A 14,888-nucleotide genomic window follows, 5' to 3' on the forward strand; every position below is an offset into this window, starting at 1 on the left:
GCGGCGGCCACGGCGTCGGGCCGTTGCGCGGCCTGGGCCTCGAAGCGTTGCTGGGTGGTGAGGCCTTGCGGGTAGTCGGCGGCGGTGGCGTTGAAGCCGAACAGCACTTGCTCACGCTCGGCCGTTGGCAACACCGACAGTTCATGGACGGGCAGATCCGGCGTCTGCTCCAGCGCCTGGACAAGGCCTTCCACGGCGCTATGCATGTAACCGCAGACCCGCTGCGGATCAAGTTGCGTGGAGGCCAGCAGCATCAGGCGGAAGGCGTCGCCGAAATCGTCGACGCTGAGCGTCAGCGGATAGTTGCTGCGTTCCTCGGCATGCAGGTTGGTGATGCCTTCCCAGGCCGTCTGCGCCTGAGCGTGCGCAGCCGCCGCGCCATGGCTGTGGCGGTAGTTGAACAACGCGCTGAACAACGGCGTCGGCGCGGCCACCTGGCTGCACCGCTGGGCCAGCGCCAGCGGCGCATGTTCGTGGCGCATCAGGGTGGTGAGGCGCGCGTGGGTCGCCTGGACGGCGGCGCGTACCCCCTGCCCGTCGATGTCCAGCCGCACCGGCAGCGTGTTGATGAAGATGCCCAGGGCCCGGTCAATGGCTTCGGCGCCTTGCAGGCGCCCCATCAGCACCGTGCCGAACACCACCGACGGCTTGCCGGTGAGCGTGGCCAGCACCTGTGCCCAGGCCAGGTGGAACAGGCTCGCCGCACTCACGCCGAGTTGCCGCGCCTGCGTGCGCAGGCGCTGCCCCAGCTCCGCCTCCACCGGCATGCCCAGCTCGGCGATGCCTTGACCGTCACCCTGCACGTCCTGCAAGCCGAACGGCAGCGTCGGTTCGTCGATGTCGCCGAGCATGTCGCGAAAGAACGCCTCATGTTCCGCTTCGCTGATGCCCAGCCGCGCCTGGGCCACGTAGTTGCGGAACGGCACCGGCCGCCCCAGCCGTGCGCCCTGCCCCGACAGGCACTCGCGCATCTCGTGGCTCACCACCTCCAGCGCCGAGTGGTCCATCGCCATGTGGTGGAACAGCAGCGTGGCGATGATGCGTTGCCCGGCGGTGTCTTGGGCATACGCCAGACGCACCATCGGCGCCCGGCTGACGTCCAGGCGGAAATGCCGTGGGTCAAAATGTTCATTCAATTGCGCCAGCGCATCGGCTTCGCCGTCCTGCGGCACGAATTCTTCCAGCGGCAGGTGCGCCCGGCGCCAGACCACTTGCAGCGGCGCGTCCAAACCTTCCCAGACCACGGCCGTGCGCAGGATGTCGTGGCGGTTGATCACGGTCTGCAAGGCCTGGGCGAACGCCTGGAAACGCTGCATGTCGGTGAACGCGAACTGCGCCTGCATCACGTAGGGATCGCCTTCGCCGCCGCTGGCGTGGTGAAACAGGATGCCCTCCTGCAGCGGCGCCAGCGGGTAGATGTCCTGCACGTTTTCGGCGCCGCCCGGTACGTCGGCGACGAGGTGGTCGAGGGTGTCCTGGCTCAGCTCCGCCAGGGTGACCATCGCCGGGGTGATGCGGGTGGTGCCGGGGACGATGCCGTTGGCCGGCACCTCCACCTGGCCGTGTTTGGCGGCGGCATACCCGCCGGCCTTGATCAGCTCGATCAGCGCGGCCTTGTGCTCGCGCAGCAGCGCCAGCACCGCCGGATCGCTCAGGGCCTGCTTGTTGCCTTGCACCCGCAGTTGGTCGTCCGTGACCGCCAATTGGATGTCTTTCGCTTTGAGTGTCGCCAACAGTTCGATCAGGTTCACAGAACGATCTCCATTCTTTCCGTAATTGCCGCGTAACCGGCCAGGGTCGGGTGTTCGAACAGCGCCCTGACGTCGGCTTCCATGCCTTCTTGTCGCAACCGGCCGATCAGACTGACCGCCAGCAGCGAGTGCCCGCCCAATTCAAAGAAATGGTCGTGCCGGCCGATCCGCTCCACCTTGAGCAGTTCGGCCCACAGCCGCGCGAGGATGATTTCCGTCTCCCCCTGCGGGGCTTCGTATTCGCGGGTGATGACCGAGGTCTCATCCGGCGCCGGTAGCGCCCGGCGGTCAAGCTTGCCGTTGGGGCTCAGCGGCAACGCCTCCAGGTGCACGAACGCGGTCGGCACCATGTAGTCCGGCAAGCGCGCCAGCAGATGGCTGCGCAGGCTCGCGGCGTCTTGCCGCTCGCCGGTGCAGTAGGCCACCAGCCGCTTGCCTCCGGACGCCTCTTCGCGGATCAGCACCGCTGCCTCGCGCACGCCGTCGACCTGCTCCAGGCACGCCTGGATCTCGCCCGGTTCGATACGCAGCCCGCGCAGTTTCACTTGGTCGTCGTTGCGCCCCAGGTACTCAAGCTGGCCGTCGGCCCCGTACCGGACGATGTCGCCGGTGCGGTACATCCGGGCGCCCGGCCGGGCGCTGAACGGATCCTTGAGGAAACGCTCGCCGGTCAGCTCCGGTCGGTTCATGTACCCCCGGGCCACCTGCACCCCGCCGATGCACAGCTCGCCCGGCACCCCTTGCGGCACCGGTTGTTGCCCGGAGTCCAGGACGTACAGCAGGGTGTTGTCCACGGCACGGCCGATGGGCGGCGCGTGCTGCGGAGCGGGAGCGGACGGGTCCAGCGTCCACACCGTCGCATCCACCGTGGTTTCGGTCGGGCCGTAGACGTTGTGCAAACGCACCTGCGGCAGACGCTCGCGCACCTTGCGCGCCAGCGCGGCGCTCAGCTCGCCGCCGCCGCAGAACACATCGGTGAGGCAGGTGCACTGGCCGGCCTGCTCAAGTTCGATGAACTGCTGCAGCAGCACCGGCACGAACTGGATCACGCTGATGCGCTGCTCGATGACCAAACGCACGAGCTCGGCCGGGTCGCGGTGGTCGTCCGGGCCGGCCAGCACCAACCGCAGACCGGCGGTCAGCGGCCAGAAAAGCTCCCACACCGACGCGTCGAAACTGTACGGCGTCTTCTGCAACAGGGCGCCATCCACCGCCTGCGGGCAGTGCCGGGCGCTCCAGTGCACCAGGTTGACCAGGCTGCGGTGCTCGACCATCACGCCCTTCGGCCGCCCGGTGGTGCCGGAGGTGTAGATCACGTAGGCCAGGTTCGACGGGCTCAGGCCCGGCACCGGCGGGGCCGTGTCCGGGTTGGCCTGCCAGGTGCAGCGTTCGAGGTCGACCTGCGCCACCCCGGTGCCCTCCAGCAAGGCGCGGGTGGCGCCGTGCATCAGCACGGCCACCGCTGCGCTGTCCTTGAGCATGTAGGCCAAGCGGTCCGCCGGGTAGCCCGGATCCAGCGGCACGTAGGCACCGCCGGCCTTGAGGATCGCCAGCAGGCCGACCACCATGTCCGGCCCGCGCTCGACGCAGATCGCCACACGCGAGTCCGGCCCGACGCCCAGGTTTTGCAGGTGATGGGCCAGGCGGTTGGCCTGCCCGTCCAGCTCGGCGTAGCTCAGGCGCTGCCCGCCGCACTGCACCGCCACGGCCAGCGGCGAACGTTGCGCCCGGGCCTCGAACAGCGCGTGGACGGTCCGCTCCAGGTCGTGGCCGATCTCGGCGGCGTTGAGGCCGGACAGCACCTGGCGGCGCTCCTCGTCCGGCAGCACCGCCAACCGGTTCAACGGTTGCTGCGGTGACTGCTCCAAGGCGTCGACCAGCGCCGTCAGCGCCTGCTGCATGTAGCCGCACACCTTCGCGGCGCCGATGCGGGCCGGTGTCATCGCCGTGAGCGTGAACCCGCTGCCCAGATCGTCGACACTCAGGCTCAACGGATAGTTGGTGCGTTCCTCGCTGGCCAGGACCTCGACGCCCTGCCAGGCCTCGCGGATGGCCTGTTGTCGCGCTTCGCTTTCGCCATGGCGATAGTTGAGCATTGCGCTGAACAGCGGCAACGTCGCGGCCACCCCGCTGCAACGCTGGGCCAGCGCCAGCGAAGCGTGCTCATGCCCCAGCAGGGCCGTGAGCCGGTCATGGGTCGCCTTGACCCCGGCCCGCACGCCGGTCTCGCCCAGGTCCACCCGCAGCGGCAAGGTGTTGATGAACATGCCCATTGCCCGGTCGGCGCCGCTGCCGCCCTGCATCCGGCCCAGCAGCACGGTGCCGAACACCACCCGCTCCTGGCCGGACGCTGCCCCCAGCACCCGCGCCCAGGCCAGATGGAACAGGCTGGCGGCGCTCACCCCGGCGAGCCGCGCCTGGCTGCGCAGGCGCAGGGCCAGCGCTTCAGGCAGCGCCCGGCTGGCCTCTTCGATGCGATTGCCGTCACCGCGCACATCCTGCAAGCCGAACGGCAACGTAGGTTCGTCGATGTCGCCGAGCATGTCGCAAAAGAACGCTTCGTGCTCCTGCTCGCTGACGCCCAGACGGGTCTGGGCCACGTAGTTGCGGTAAGGCACCGAGGCCACAGGCACGCGGTCTTCGCCCCGCATGATGGCCTGCATTTCATGGCCTACCACGTCCAGCGCCGTGTGATCCATCGTCAGGTGATGGAACAGCAGCATCGCGGCGATCCGGCCATTGGCCGGATCCTGCGCATGCACCAGCCGGATGATCGGCGCCTGGCTGATGTCCAGGCGCACCTGCCGCGCATCGAACCGCGCCTGCAACTGCCCGGCCACGTCGCCCTGCGCCGGATCCGCCGTCACCTCTTCGAGCGACAGCGCGGCATGGCGCCAGACCACCTGCACCGGCGTCGCCAACCCCTGCCAGACCACGCCGGTGCGCAGGATGTCGTGCCGAGCGATGACTTGATCGAGCGCTGCGGCGAAGGTCGCCAGCCGCGCCGGGCTGTCGAACGCCATCTGCGATTGCAGCAGGTACGGGTCGCCCTCCACGGCGCTGAGGTGGTGATAGAGAATCCCCTCCTGCAACGGCGCCAGCGGGTAGATGTCCTGCACGTTGGCCGCACCGCCGGGCACCGTGGCGATCACCCGGTCGATGCTGTCTTGATCCAGCTCGATCAGGGTCAGCAGGTCCGGGGTGATGCGGGTGCAGCCGTCCGGGATACGGTTGGGCGGCACGGCCACTTCGCGCCCGCTGCCCACCGCCGCGGCCAGCGCCGCCAAGGTCGGCTGGCTGAACAGCACGCGCACGTCGGTGCTCAGGCCGATCTGGCGCATGCGCTCGATCAGGCTCACCGCCAGCAGCGAATGCCCGCCCAGTTCGAAGAAATGATCGTGGCGGCCGACCTGCTCCACCTTCAGCACGTCCGCCCAGATCTGCGCCAGCGCGGTTTCGACCGGGCCCTGCGGCGCTTCGTAGCCACGGCTCAGCCAGGCGTCCGGCCCCGGCTCGGGCAAGGCCTTGCGGTCCAGCTTGCCGTTGGCGGTCAGCGGCAAGGCGTCGAGCCGCACATAGGCCGCCGGCACCAGCGCCTGCGGCAACAGGCTGTGCAGATGGCTGCGCAGTTCGTCGATGCCGACCGCTGCCTGGGCGGTGAACCACGCCAGCAGTTGCCCGTCGCGCACCAGCGCCACGGCCTCCTGCACCGCCGGATGGCGGGTCAGCGCCGCTTCGATTTCCCCCAGCTCGACCCGCACGCCGCGCAGCTTCACCTGATCGTCGTTGCGGCCCAGGTACTCGATGTTGCCGTCGGGCCGCCAGCGCGCCAGGTCGCCGGTGCGGTACATGCGCGCCTGGGGCTCATCGCTGAACGGGTCGTCGAGGAACCGTTCGGCCGTCAGCGGCGCCCGGTTCAGGTAACCCCGCGCTACCCCGGCGCCGGCCACGTACAGCTCGCCGGCTACGCCGACCGGCACCGGACGCTGCTGCTCGTCCAGCAGGTAGACCCGGGCGTTGGCCATCGGCTTGCCGATGTGCAGCGCGCCGCCCGCCTCCACCGGCCCGGAGGTGGCGACCACCGTGGCCTCGGTCGGGCCGTAGTTGTTGACCACCGCGAAGGTCTGTCCGCGGTTGAACTGGCGCAGGCGGTCGCCGCCGATCAGCAAGGTGCGCAAGGTCGGGTGCTGCAGTTCGCGGCTGAACGCGTACTCGGCCACCGGCGTCGGCAAGAAGCTCACCTGCAACGGCTGCGCCCGCCACCAGTCGAGCAGTTCGTCCAGGTGCTCATTGCCGATCGCGGCCGGCGGCAGGTGCAGGGTCGCGCCCATGCACAGCGCCGGCCAGACTTCCCAGGCCATGGCGTCGAAGCCGAACCCGGCGACGCTGGCGGTGTGGCTGCCGGCGTGCAGGTCGAAGGCTTCGGCGTGCCAGTGCACGAGGTTCTCCAGGGTCGCGTGCTCGACCATCACGCCCTTGGGCTGGCCGGTGGAGCCGGAGGTGTAGATCACGTAGGCCAGGTGCGCCGGGGTCAGGGTCGGCAGTTGCGGGTTGCTGTCCGGCTGCGCCTGCCAGTCGCCGGCGTCCAGGTTCACCGCCGGCAGTGGGCCGGTCAGGTGCAGGGTCGCAGCCTGCGCGAGCACCGCCACCGGGGCGCTGTCCTGCAACAGGTAAGCGATGCGCTCGGCCGGGTACGCCGGATCCACCGGCACATAGCCGGCGCCGGCCTTGAGGATCGCCAGCAGCCCCACCAGCATGTCCGGGCCGCGGTTCACGCAGATCGCGATGCGATCGTCCGGCCGCACGCCGAGACCGAGCAAATGATGGGCCAGGCGGTTGGCGCGGCGGTTGAGCTGAGCGTAGGTCAGTTGTTCCGCGCCTTGGATGACCGCAGGCGCCTGCGGGTCGCGCTCGGCCTGGGCCTCCACCAGGGCATGGATCGTCGCGCCCCGGGGATAGGCCGTCACCGGCGGGTTGAAGCCTTCCAGCAATTGTGCCTGCTCTTCGGTCGAGAGGATCGGCAGACAGTTCAGCGCCACCTCCGGCGACTGCTCCAGCGCGTCGACCAAGCGCTCCAGCGCCGTGTGCATGTAGGCGCAGATGCGCTGCGCGCCGATCCCGCCCGCCGCCAGCACCGTCAGGGCGAACCCTTCGCCCTGGTCATCGACGCTGAGGGTCAGCGGGTAGTTGCTGCGCTCTTCGCCGCCCAGCAGCTGCACGCCCTCCCAGATCCCTTCGCCGTCGCGGGCCTGGTGTTCGGCCGCGCTGTAGCGGTAGTTGAGCAGCGCGCTGAACAGCGGCGACGAGCCCGGCACGCCGCTGCAACGCTGGGCCAACGCCAGCGAGGCATGCTCATGGCCCAGCAGCGCGGTGAGCCGGCCATGCACGGCCCTGACCCCGTCGCGCACGCCTTGGCCGACGTCGACCCGCAACGGCAAGGTGTTGATGAACACCCCCAGCGTCCGGTCGGCGCCCTCGCCGCCCTGCATCCGGCCCATCAGCACGGTGCCGAACACCACGTCGCGCCGGTTGGCCAGCACGCCCACGACCTGCGCCCAGGCCAGGTGCATCAGGCTCGCGGCGCTGACGCCCAGTTGCCGCGCCTGGCCGCGCAGGCGAAGGCTCAGGCCGTCGTCCAGCGGTTGCTGGGCTTCCTCGATGTCGCGTCCGTCACCTTGCACATCGTGCAAACCGAAAGGCAGCGTCGGCTCGTCGATGTCGCCGAGCATGTCGCGGAAGAACGCCTCATGTTCCTGCTGGCCCGCGCCCAACCGGGCCTGGGCCACATAGTTGCGGTACGGCGTCGGCGCGGCCAGCGTGTCGGTGCGGTCGAACATGAACGCGCGCATTTCCTGGCCCACCACCTCCATGGCGGTGTGGTCGAGGATCAAGTGATGGAACAGCACGATCGCCACCACCCGCCGCTGCGCCGGATCCTCGGCGTAGACCATGCGCAGCAGCGGTGCGCGGCTCAGGTCGAAGCGGTGATGGCGGGCGTCGAAGCGTTGGTGCAGCTGTTCGAGGATGTCGCCGTCCGCAGGCGCCAGCGCCACGTGCTGCAACGCCAGGTCGGCATGGCGCCAGACCACTTGCTGCGGGCTCGGCAAGCCTTCCCAGACCACGCTGGTGCGCAGGATGTCGTGGCGGGCGATGACCTTCTGCAACGTCGCGGCGAAGGCATGCAGGCGCTCGACGCTGTCGAAGGCCATGCGCGACTGCAGCAGGTACGGGTCGCCCTCTTCGGCGCTGAGGTGGTGATAAAGGATGCCCTCTTGCAGCGGCGCCAGCGGGTAGATGTCCTGCACGTTGGCGGCACCGAACGGCACCGTGGCGACGATGCGGTCGATGGCGGCCTGATCCAGCTCGGTCAGGGTGAGCATGTCCGGGGTGATGTGCGTGCAGCCCTCGGGAATTCGGTTGGCCGGCACGTCGATCTCACGCCCGCTGCCCACCGCAGCGGCCAGCGCCGCCAGGGTCGGCTGGCTGAACAGGGCGCGCACGTCGGTACTCAGGCCGATCCGGCGCATGCGTTCGATCAGGCTGACCGCCAGCAGCGAGTGGCCGCCCAGCTCAAAGAAATGGTCGTGCCGACCGACGCGCTCGACCTTGAGCAAACTCGCCCAGATCTGCGCCAGGGCGGTTTCGACCTCGCCCTGCGGGGCTTCGAAACCACGGCTGATCAGCGCCTCCCGGTCCGGCGCCGGCAAGGCCTTGCGGTCCAGCTTGCCGTTGGCGGTCAGCGGCCAGGCGTCCACGCGCACGAAGGCGGACGGGATCATGTAGTCCGGCAGTTGGCCTTGCAGGGCCGCGTGCAGTTCGGCGGCGGTCGGCGCCGAAGCGTTGTTGCCCGCGATGAACCACGCCACCAGGCGCTTGTCGCCCGGTTCGGCCTCACGCACCAGCACCACGGCTTCGCTGACGCCGGCGCAGGCGGCGAGGCGGGTCTCGATCTCGCCGAGTTCGATGCGGAAACCGCGCAGCTTCACCTGATCGTCGTTGCGCCCCAGGCACTCCAGTTGGCCCGGCGCCATCCAGCGTGCAAGGTCGCCGGTGCGGTAGAGCAAGGCACCGGGCCGGTCGCTGAACGGATCCTTGAGGAATTTCTCGGCGGTCAGGTCCGGCCGGTTCAGGTAACCCAGCGCCACGCCGTCCCCACCGATGTACAGCTCACCGGTCGCGCCGCACGGCACCGGCTGCTGCCGGGCGTCGAGCACGTACACCTGGGTGTTGGAGATCGGCCCGCCGATGGACACGCTCTCGGCGTCCGCCGCCACGTCGCGCACCTCGAAGGTGGTCGCGTAAGTGGTGGTTTCGGTCGGTCCGTAGCAATGCACGATGCGCAGGTCCGGCGCCTCGGCCCGCAGACGGCGGAACGCCGCCGGATCGCCGCGCTCGCCGCCGCACAGCAGGATGCGCAAGCCTTTGAGCGCCTGCGGGATCAGTTGCACGTACTGGTTGAACAGCGCGGTGGTGACGAACAGCACCGTCACCCCGGACGCCGTCAGCGCCCGGCCGAACGCCTGCGGATCGAGCAAGGTGCGGTGGTCGATCACCACCACCTGGCCGCCGTTGAGCAGCGCACCCCAGACGTCCATGGTGCTGGCGTCGAATGCCGGGTTGGAGGCGAACGCCACCCGGTCTTCGGCATTGAAGTCGGCATAGCCGTTGTTGATCACCAGCCGCGCGACGGCGCGGTGCGGCACCAGCACGCCTTTGGGGGTGCCGGTGGAGCCGGAGGTGTACATGATGTACGCCACCGATTCGGACGACTGGCGCAGCTCCGGGTTGTGCACCGGGTGATGGTCCAGCGTCAGGGTGTCGAGGTCGAGGCGCCACGGGGCATATTCGGCGGCCTCGTCGGTGCGGGTCAGCAGCATGACCGCCCGGCTGTCCTGCGCCATGAACGCCTGGTGCTCGGCCGGGGCGTTGATGTCCAGCGGCACGTACACCGCCGCGCATTTGCCGATCGCCAGTTGCGCCACCAACAGGTCCAGCGACCGGGGCAGCAGCGTCGCCACGCTGTGGCCCGGCTGCACGCCCAGTTCGATCAGGTAGTGGGCGAGCCGGTTGGCGCGCTGGTTGAGTTCGCGGTAGCTCAACTGCGCCTCGCCCTGCACCGCCGCCAGCGCATCCTGACGCAGCGCGGCCTGGGCTTCGAACAGGCGGTGGACGGTCTGCTTGCACGGGTATTCGCGGCCGGTCAGGTTGAAGCCGATCAGCAGCCGCTGGCGCTCGCCCGGCGACAGCACCGACACCTGATGCAGCGGCTTGGCCGGGTCGTGCTCCAGTGCGTCGGCCAGCCCCAGCAGGGCCGTCTGCAGCAGGTGGCAGACCCGCGCCCCGTCCACGTCCGGCACGGCCTGCACCGTCAGGCGCAGCCCTTGGCCGAAGTCGTCGACGTTGACCGCCAGCGGGTAGTTGCTGCGCTCGCGGGAGCTGAGGACGTGGATGCCGTCCCAGTCCAGCGCCGGCGCCTGCGGCGCGCTGTGGCGGTAGTTGAGCAAGGTGCTGAACAGCGGCAACGCGCCCGGCACGCCGCTGCAACGCAGGGCCTGGGCCAGTGACGCCTGTTCATGGCCGAGCAGTTGCGCCAGCCGTTGATGGGTGGCACGCACGCCCTCTTCCACCGGCGCCGATCCGGCGCCGACCCGCAGCGGCAACGTGTTGATGAACATGCCCAGCGCCCGGTCGGCGCCCTCGCCGCCCTGCATCCGCCCGAGCAGCACGGTGCCGAACACTACGTCGTCGCGGCCGGACATCTGCGCCAGCACCTGGCCCCAGCCTTGGTGCACCAGGCTCGCCAGGCTGATGCCGAGCCGTCGGGCCTGCTCGCGCAGGCGTTCGACGAGGCTGTCGTCCAGGGCCATCTCGCTTTCGATGACGGTGCTGCCGTCGCCGTGCACGTCGTGCAGACCGAACGCCACGGTCGGCTCCTCGATGTCGCCGAGCATCTCGCGAAAGAACGCCTCGTGGGCCTCGGCCGCCGCGCCGAGCCGCGCCTGCGCCACGTAGTTGCGGTACTGCACCGCCGCCGGCCCTTGAGCGGCGCGGTCGTTGAGGGCATCGCCCATCTCCGCCACCAGCACCTCCAGGGCGGTGTGGTCGAGCACGATGTGATGCAGCAACAGGATGCCGACCCAGCGGTTGCGTTGCGGATCCTGGGTGTAGGCGAACCGCATCAGCGGCGCGCGCTCGAGATCCAGGCGATAGCGGCGCGGATCGAAGCGTGCCTGCATCTGGCGCAGGACATCGCCGTCCAGCGGATCGACATCGACCCGTTCCAGCGCCAGCGGCGCCTCGCGCCAGACCACTTGCACCGGCTCCTCAAGGCCTTCGCCGACCACGCTGGTGCGCAGGATGTCGTGACGGGCGATGACGCTGTTCAAGGCCCGCACGAACGCCTTGACCTGCGTCAGCGTATCGAAGGCGAACTGCGCCTGGAGCACGTACGGATCGCCGTCGGCGGTGGCCAGGTGGTGGTAGAGAATCCCGGCCTGCAGCGGGGCCAGGGCATAGATGTCCTGCACGTTGGCGACGCCGCCGGGCACGGTCTCGACGATGCGGTCGATGGCCGCCTGGTCCAGCGTGGCCAGCGGCAGCAGGTCCGGGGTGATGCGGGTGCAGCCAGGCTCGATGCGGTTGGCCGGCACGCTGACCGTCTGCGCCGCGCCCAGGGTCGCCGCCAGCGCAGCCACGCTCGGCTGGCCGAACAGCACGCGCACGTCGCAGTGCATGTCCTGCTGGCGCATGCGTTCGATCAGCTTGACCGCCAGCAATGAATGGCCGCCCAGTTCGAAGAAGTTGTCATGCCGGCCGACCGAGTCCAGCCCCAGCACCGCCTGCCAGATCGCGGCGATGCGGGTCTCCGTTTCGCCGACCGGCGCTTCGAAGCCACGACGGGCGAAGGCCTCGCCGTCAGGCTGCGGCAACGCCTTGCGGTCCAGTTTGCCGTTGGCGGTCAGCGGGAAGGCGTCGAGCCGCACGAACGCGCTCGGCACCATGTAGTCGGCCAGCGACAGCAGCAGGCGGTCGCGCAGGTGCGCCGCGCTCGGCTCAAAGCCCTCGTCGGCCAGCCAGTACGCCACCAGGCGTGGCTCGCCGGGGCTGTCCTCGCGGGCGATCACCACCGCTTCGCGCACCCCGTCGCACTCGGCCAGGCGCGCTTCGATCTCACCCAGCTCGATGCGGAAACCGCGGATCTTCACCTGATCGTCGTTGCGCCCCAGGTATTCGAGGCTGCCGTCCGCCGCCCGGCGCGCCAGGTCGCCGGTCTTGTACAGGCGGGCCTCGGCGCGGTGGCTGAACGGGTCGGCGATGAAGCGTTCGGCCGTGAGGGTCTCTCGGTTCAGGTAGCCGCGGGCCACCCCAGCGCCGCCGACGTACAGTTCACCGGCCACACCCACCGGCAACGGTTCGCCGCGGGCGTCGAGCACATACAGTTGCAGGTCGGGGATGCGCACGCCGATGGGGCTGGCGCCGACCGATTGGGCGTCCGCCGCCTCCAGCGGCCGATAGGTCACGTGCACCGTGGTCTCGGTGATGCCGTACATGTTCACCAGCCGGGTGCCGGCGTTGCCGACCCGCGCGTACCAGGGCTTGAGCGAACCGGGCTCCAGCGCCTCACCGCCGAAGATCACCTCGCGCAGGGAATGCTGCAACGGGCTGCGGCCCTGGGCTGCGATCAGCTGGCGGAACGCGCTGGGCGTCTGGTTGAGCACCGTGACGCCGGCGCGGCACAGCAGCGCGTAGCACTCGTCCGGCGAACGGCTGATGCGCTGCGGCACCACCAGCAACTGCCCGCCGAACGCCAGCGCGCCCCAGATCTCCCAGACCGAAAAGTCGAAGGCAAAGGAATGGAACAGCGCCCAGACGTCCTTCGGGTTGAACTGGAACCAGTCGTGCGTCGCCGAAAACAGCCGGGCCACGTTGCGGTGCTCGACCATCACCCCTTTGGGCTGGCCGGTGGAGCCGGAGGTGTAGATCACGTAGGCCAGGTGCGCCGGTGTCAGCTCCGGGACCTGCGGGTCGAAGTCCGGTTCGGCCTGCAGGTCGTGGTCGTCGAGGTCCACCGCCGGCGCCGTGGTTGCCCCCAGCCGGTTCCGTGTGCCGGCCTGCATCAGCACCGCCACAGGCGCGCTGTCTTTGAGGGTGAAGGCGATCCGCTCCAGCGGATAGGCGGGATCGATGGGGACATAACCGGCGCCGGCCTTGAGCACCGCCAGCAGGCCGACGATCATCTGCGGACCGCGTTCGACGCAGATCGCCACCCGGTCATCCGGGCGGATGCCCATGGCCAGCAGGCGGTGGGCCACCCGGTTGGCCTGGCGGTTGAGCCCGCCGTAGCTGTAGGTCTTGCCTTCGAACAGCAGCGCCACGGCCTGGGGCCGGCCCTGTGCGTGGGCTTCGAACTGCTGATGGATCAGCGGCGTGTCGGGGAACGTGCGCAACGGCGCGTTGACGCCATGCAGCAGGTATTCGCGCTCGGCGGCCGGCAGGATGTTCAGGCTGTGCAGCGGCGCCTGCGGGCGCTCCTGCAAGGCATCGGCCAGGCTCTCCAGCGCCGTGTGCAGGTAGCCGGCGATACGCTCGGCGCCCAGGGCTTCGTCGGCCAGCGCGGTGATGCGCAGGTCTTCGCCCAGATCGTCGATGTTGACGGTCAATGGGTAGTTGGTGCGTTCGCGGGCGCCCAGCACCTGCACGCCCGGCGCCAGGTCGATCACCTCGGCCACCTCTTCGGCGCTGCTGTGGCGGTAGTTGAGCATGGCGCTGAACAGCGGCGTCGGCACCGCCACGGCGCTGCAGCGCTGGGCCAGCGCCAGCGGGGCCTGCTCATGGGCGAGCAGCGCGGTCAGGCGCCGATGGGTCGCCAGCACGCCGTCGCGCACGCTGCCGTCGCCGACATCCACCCGCAGCGGCAGGGTGTTGATGAACATGCCCAGGGCCTGCTCGACGCCGTCGCCCGCCTCCATCCGCCCCAGCAGCACGGTGCCGAACACCACCGCCGTGCGCCCGGACAACTGCCCCAGCACCCGCGCCAGCGCCAGGTGCATCAGGCTCGCCACGCTCACCCCCAACTGCCGGGCCTGCCCGCGCAGGCGCAGGCTCAGGTCGCTATCGAGCATGCGCCAGGCCTCTTCGATGCCTTGGCCGTCGCCCTGCACGTCGTGCAGGCCGCCGGGCAGCGTCGGCTCGTCGATGTCGGCGAGCATGTCGCGGAAGAAGGCCTCCTGCGCCGCCTCGTCCGCCTCCAGACGGGCCTTGGCCAGGTGATTGCGAAACGGCACGGCCGCCGCAACCTCTTCGCCGCGGCCGAGCAGGTGTGCCTGGATTTCCCGGCGCACCACGTCGAGGGCGACGTGATCCATGATCATGTGGTGAAACAGCAGCAGGGCCACCACCCGGCCGTTGGCCGGATCTTCGGCGAACGCCAGCCGCAGCAGCGGCGCCTGTTGCAGGTCGAGGCGGAAATGCCGCGGGTCGTGCCGCGCCAGCAGTTGCGTCAGCACGTCCCCGCGCCCGTCCAGCGGCATTTCTTCGCAGACCAGCGGCGCCTCGCGCCACACCACTTGCAGCGGTTCGTCCAGGCGCTCCCAGACGAAAGATGTGCGCAGGATGTCGTGGCGGCCGATCACCCAACGCAGCGCGTCGGCGAACGCTTCCAGCCGCTCGCGGCCGTCGAAGGTGAACCGTGCCTGGGACACGTAGGGATCGCCCTCGGCCGCCGAGAGGTGCAGATACAGCAGGCCCTGCTGCAAAGGCGCCAGCGGGTAGATGTCCTGCACGTTGGCCGCCCCGCCCGGCACGGCGGCGACGAGGCGGTCGAGGGTGTCCTGATCCAGTTTCGCCAGCGGCAGCATGTCCGGGGTGATGCGCAGCGCCGGGCTCTGCCAGTCGCCGCCGTGGCGGGCCACCAGTTCCAGCAATTGCGCCTTGTGTTCGGCGAGGCTGTCCCACAACGCATCGTCCAGCGCGTCGTCGTTGCCCAGAATGACCAGATCTTCATCGTCCTGTTGAAGGCGGATCGCATGGGTGGAGATAACAGCCATCAGTTCACTGAATTGCATGAGGTAACCTGCTGTAATTTCGAAAAAAGAAGCGCGCAGCATCGAGTCCGTGCCCGCTGCGCACAGCCTGGAA

At 69.6% G+C, this 14,888-nt stretch carries 2 protein-coding genes; both read right to left on the reverse strand.

Features of this window, described 5'->3' with window-relative positions; all coding sequences use genetic code 11:
- A partial coding sequence (locus CAG41_RS19015) for a condensation domain-containing protein (RefSeq protein ID WP_256582618.1) occupies positions 1-1,751 on the reverse strand: 1,751 nt, incomplete at its 3' end.
- Entirely contained in the window at positions 1,748-14,815 is a 13,068-nt protein-coding gene (locus CAG41_RS19020; protein ID WP_085707327.1) for a non-ribosomal peptide synthetase, read from the reverse strand. The genes CAG41_RS19020 and CAG41_RS19015, both read right to left, overlap by 4 nt.
- Positions 14,816-14,888 lie beyond the last annotated feature (73 nt).

Origin of the sequence: Pseudomonas sp. B35(2017) (assembly GCF_002113645.1) — a bacterium.
Lineage (GTDB): Bacteria > Pseudomonadota > Gammaproteobacteria > Pseudomonadales > Pseudomonadaceae > Aquipseudomonas > Aquipseudomonas ekonensis.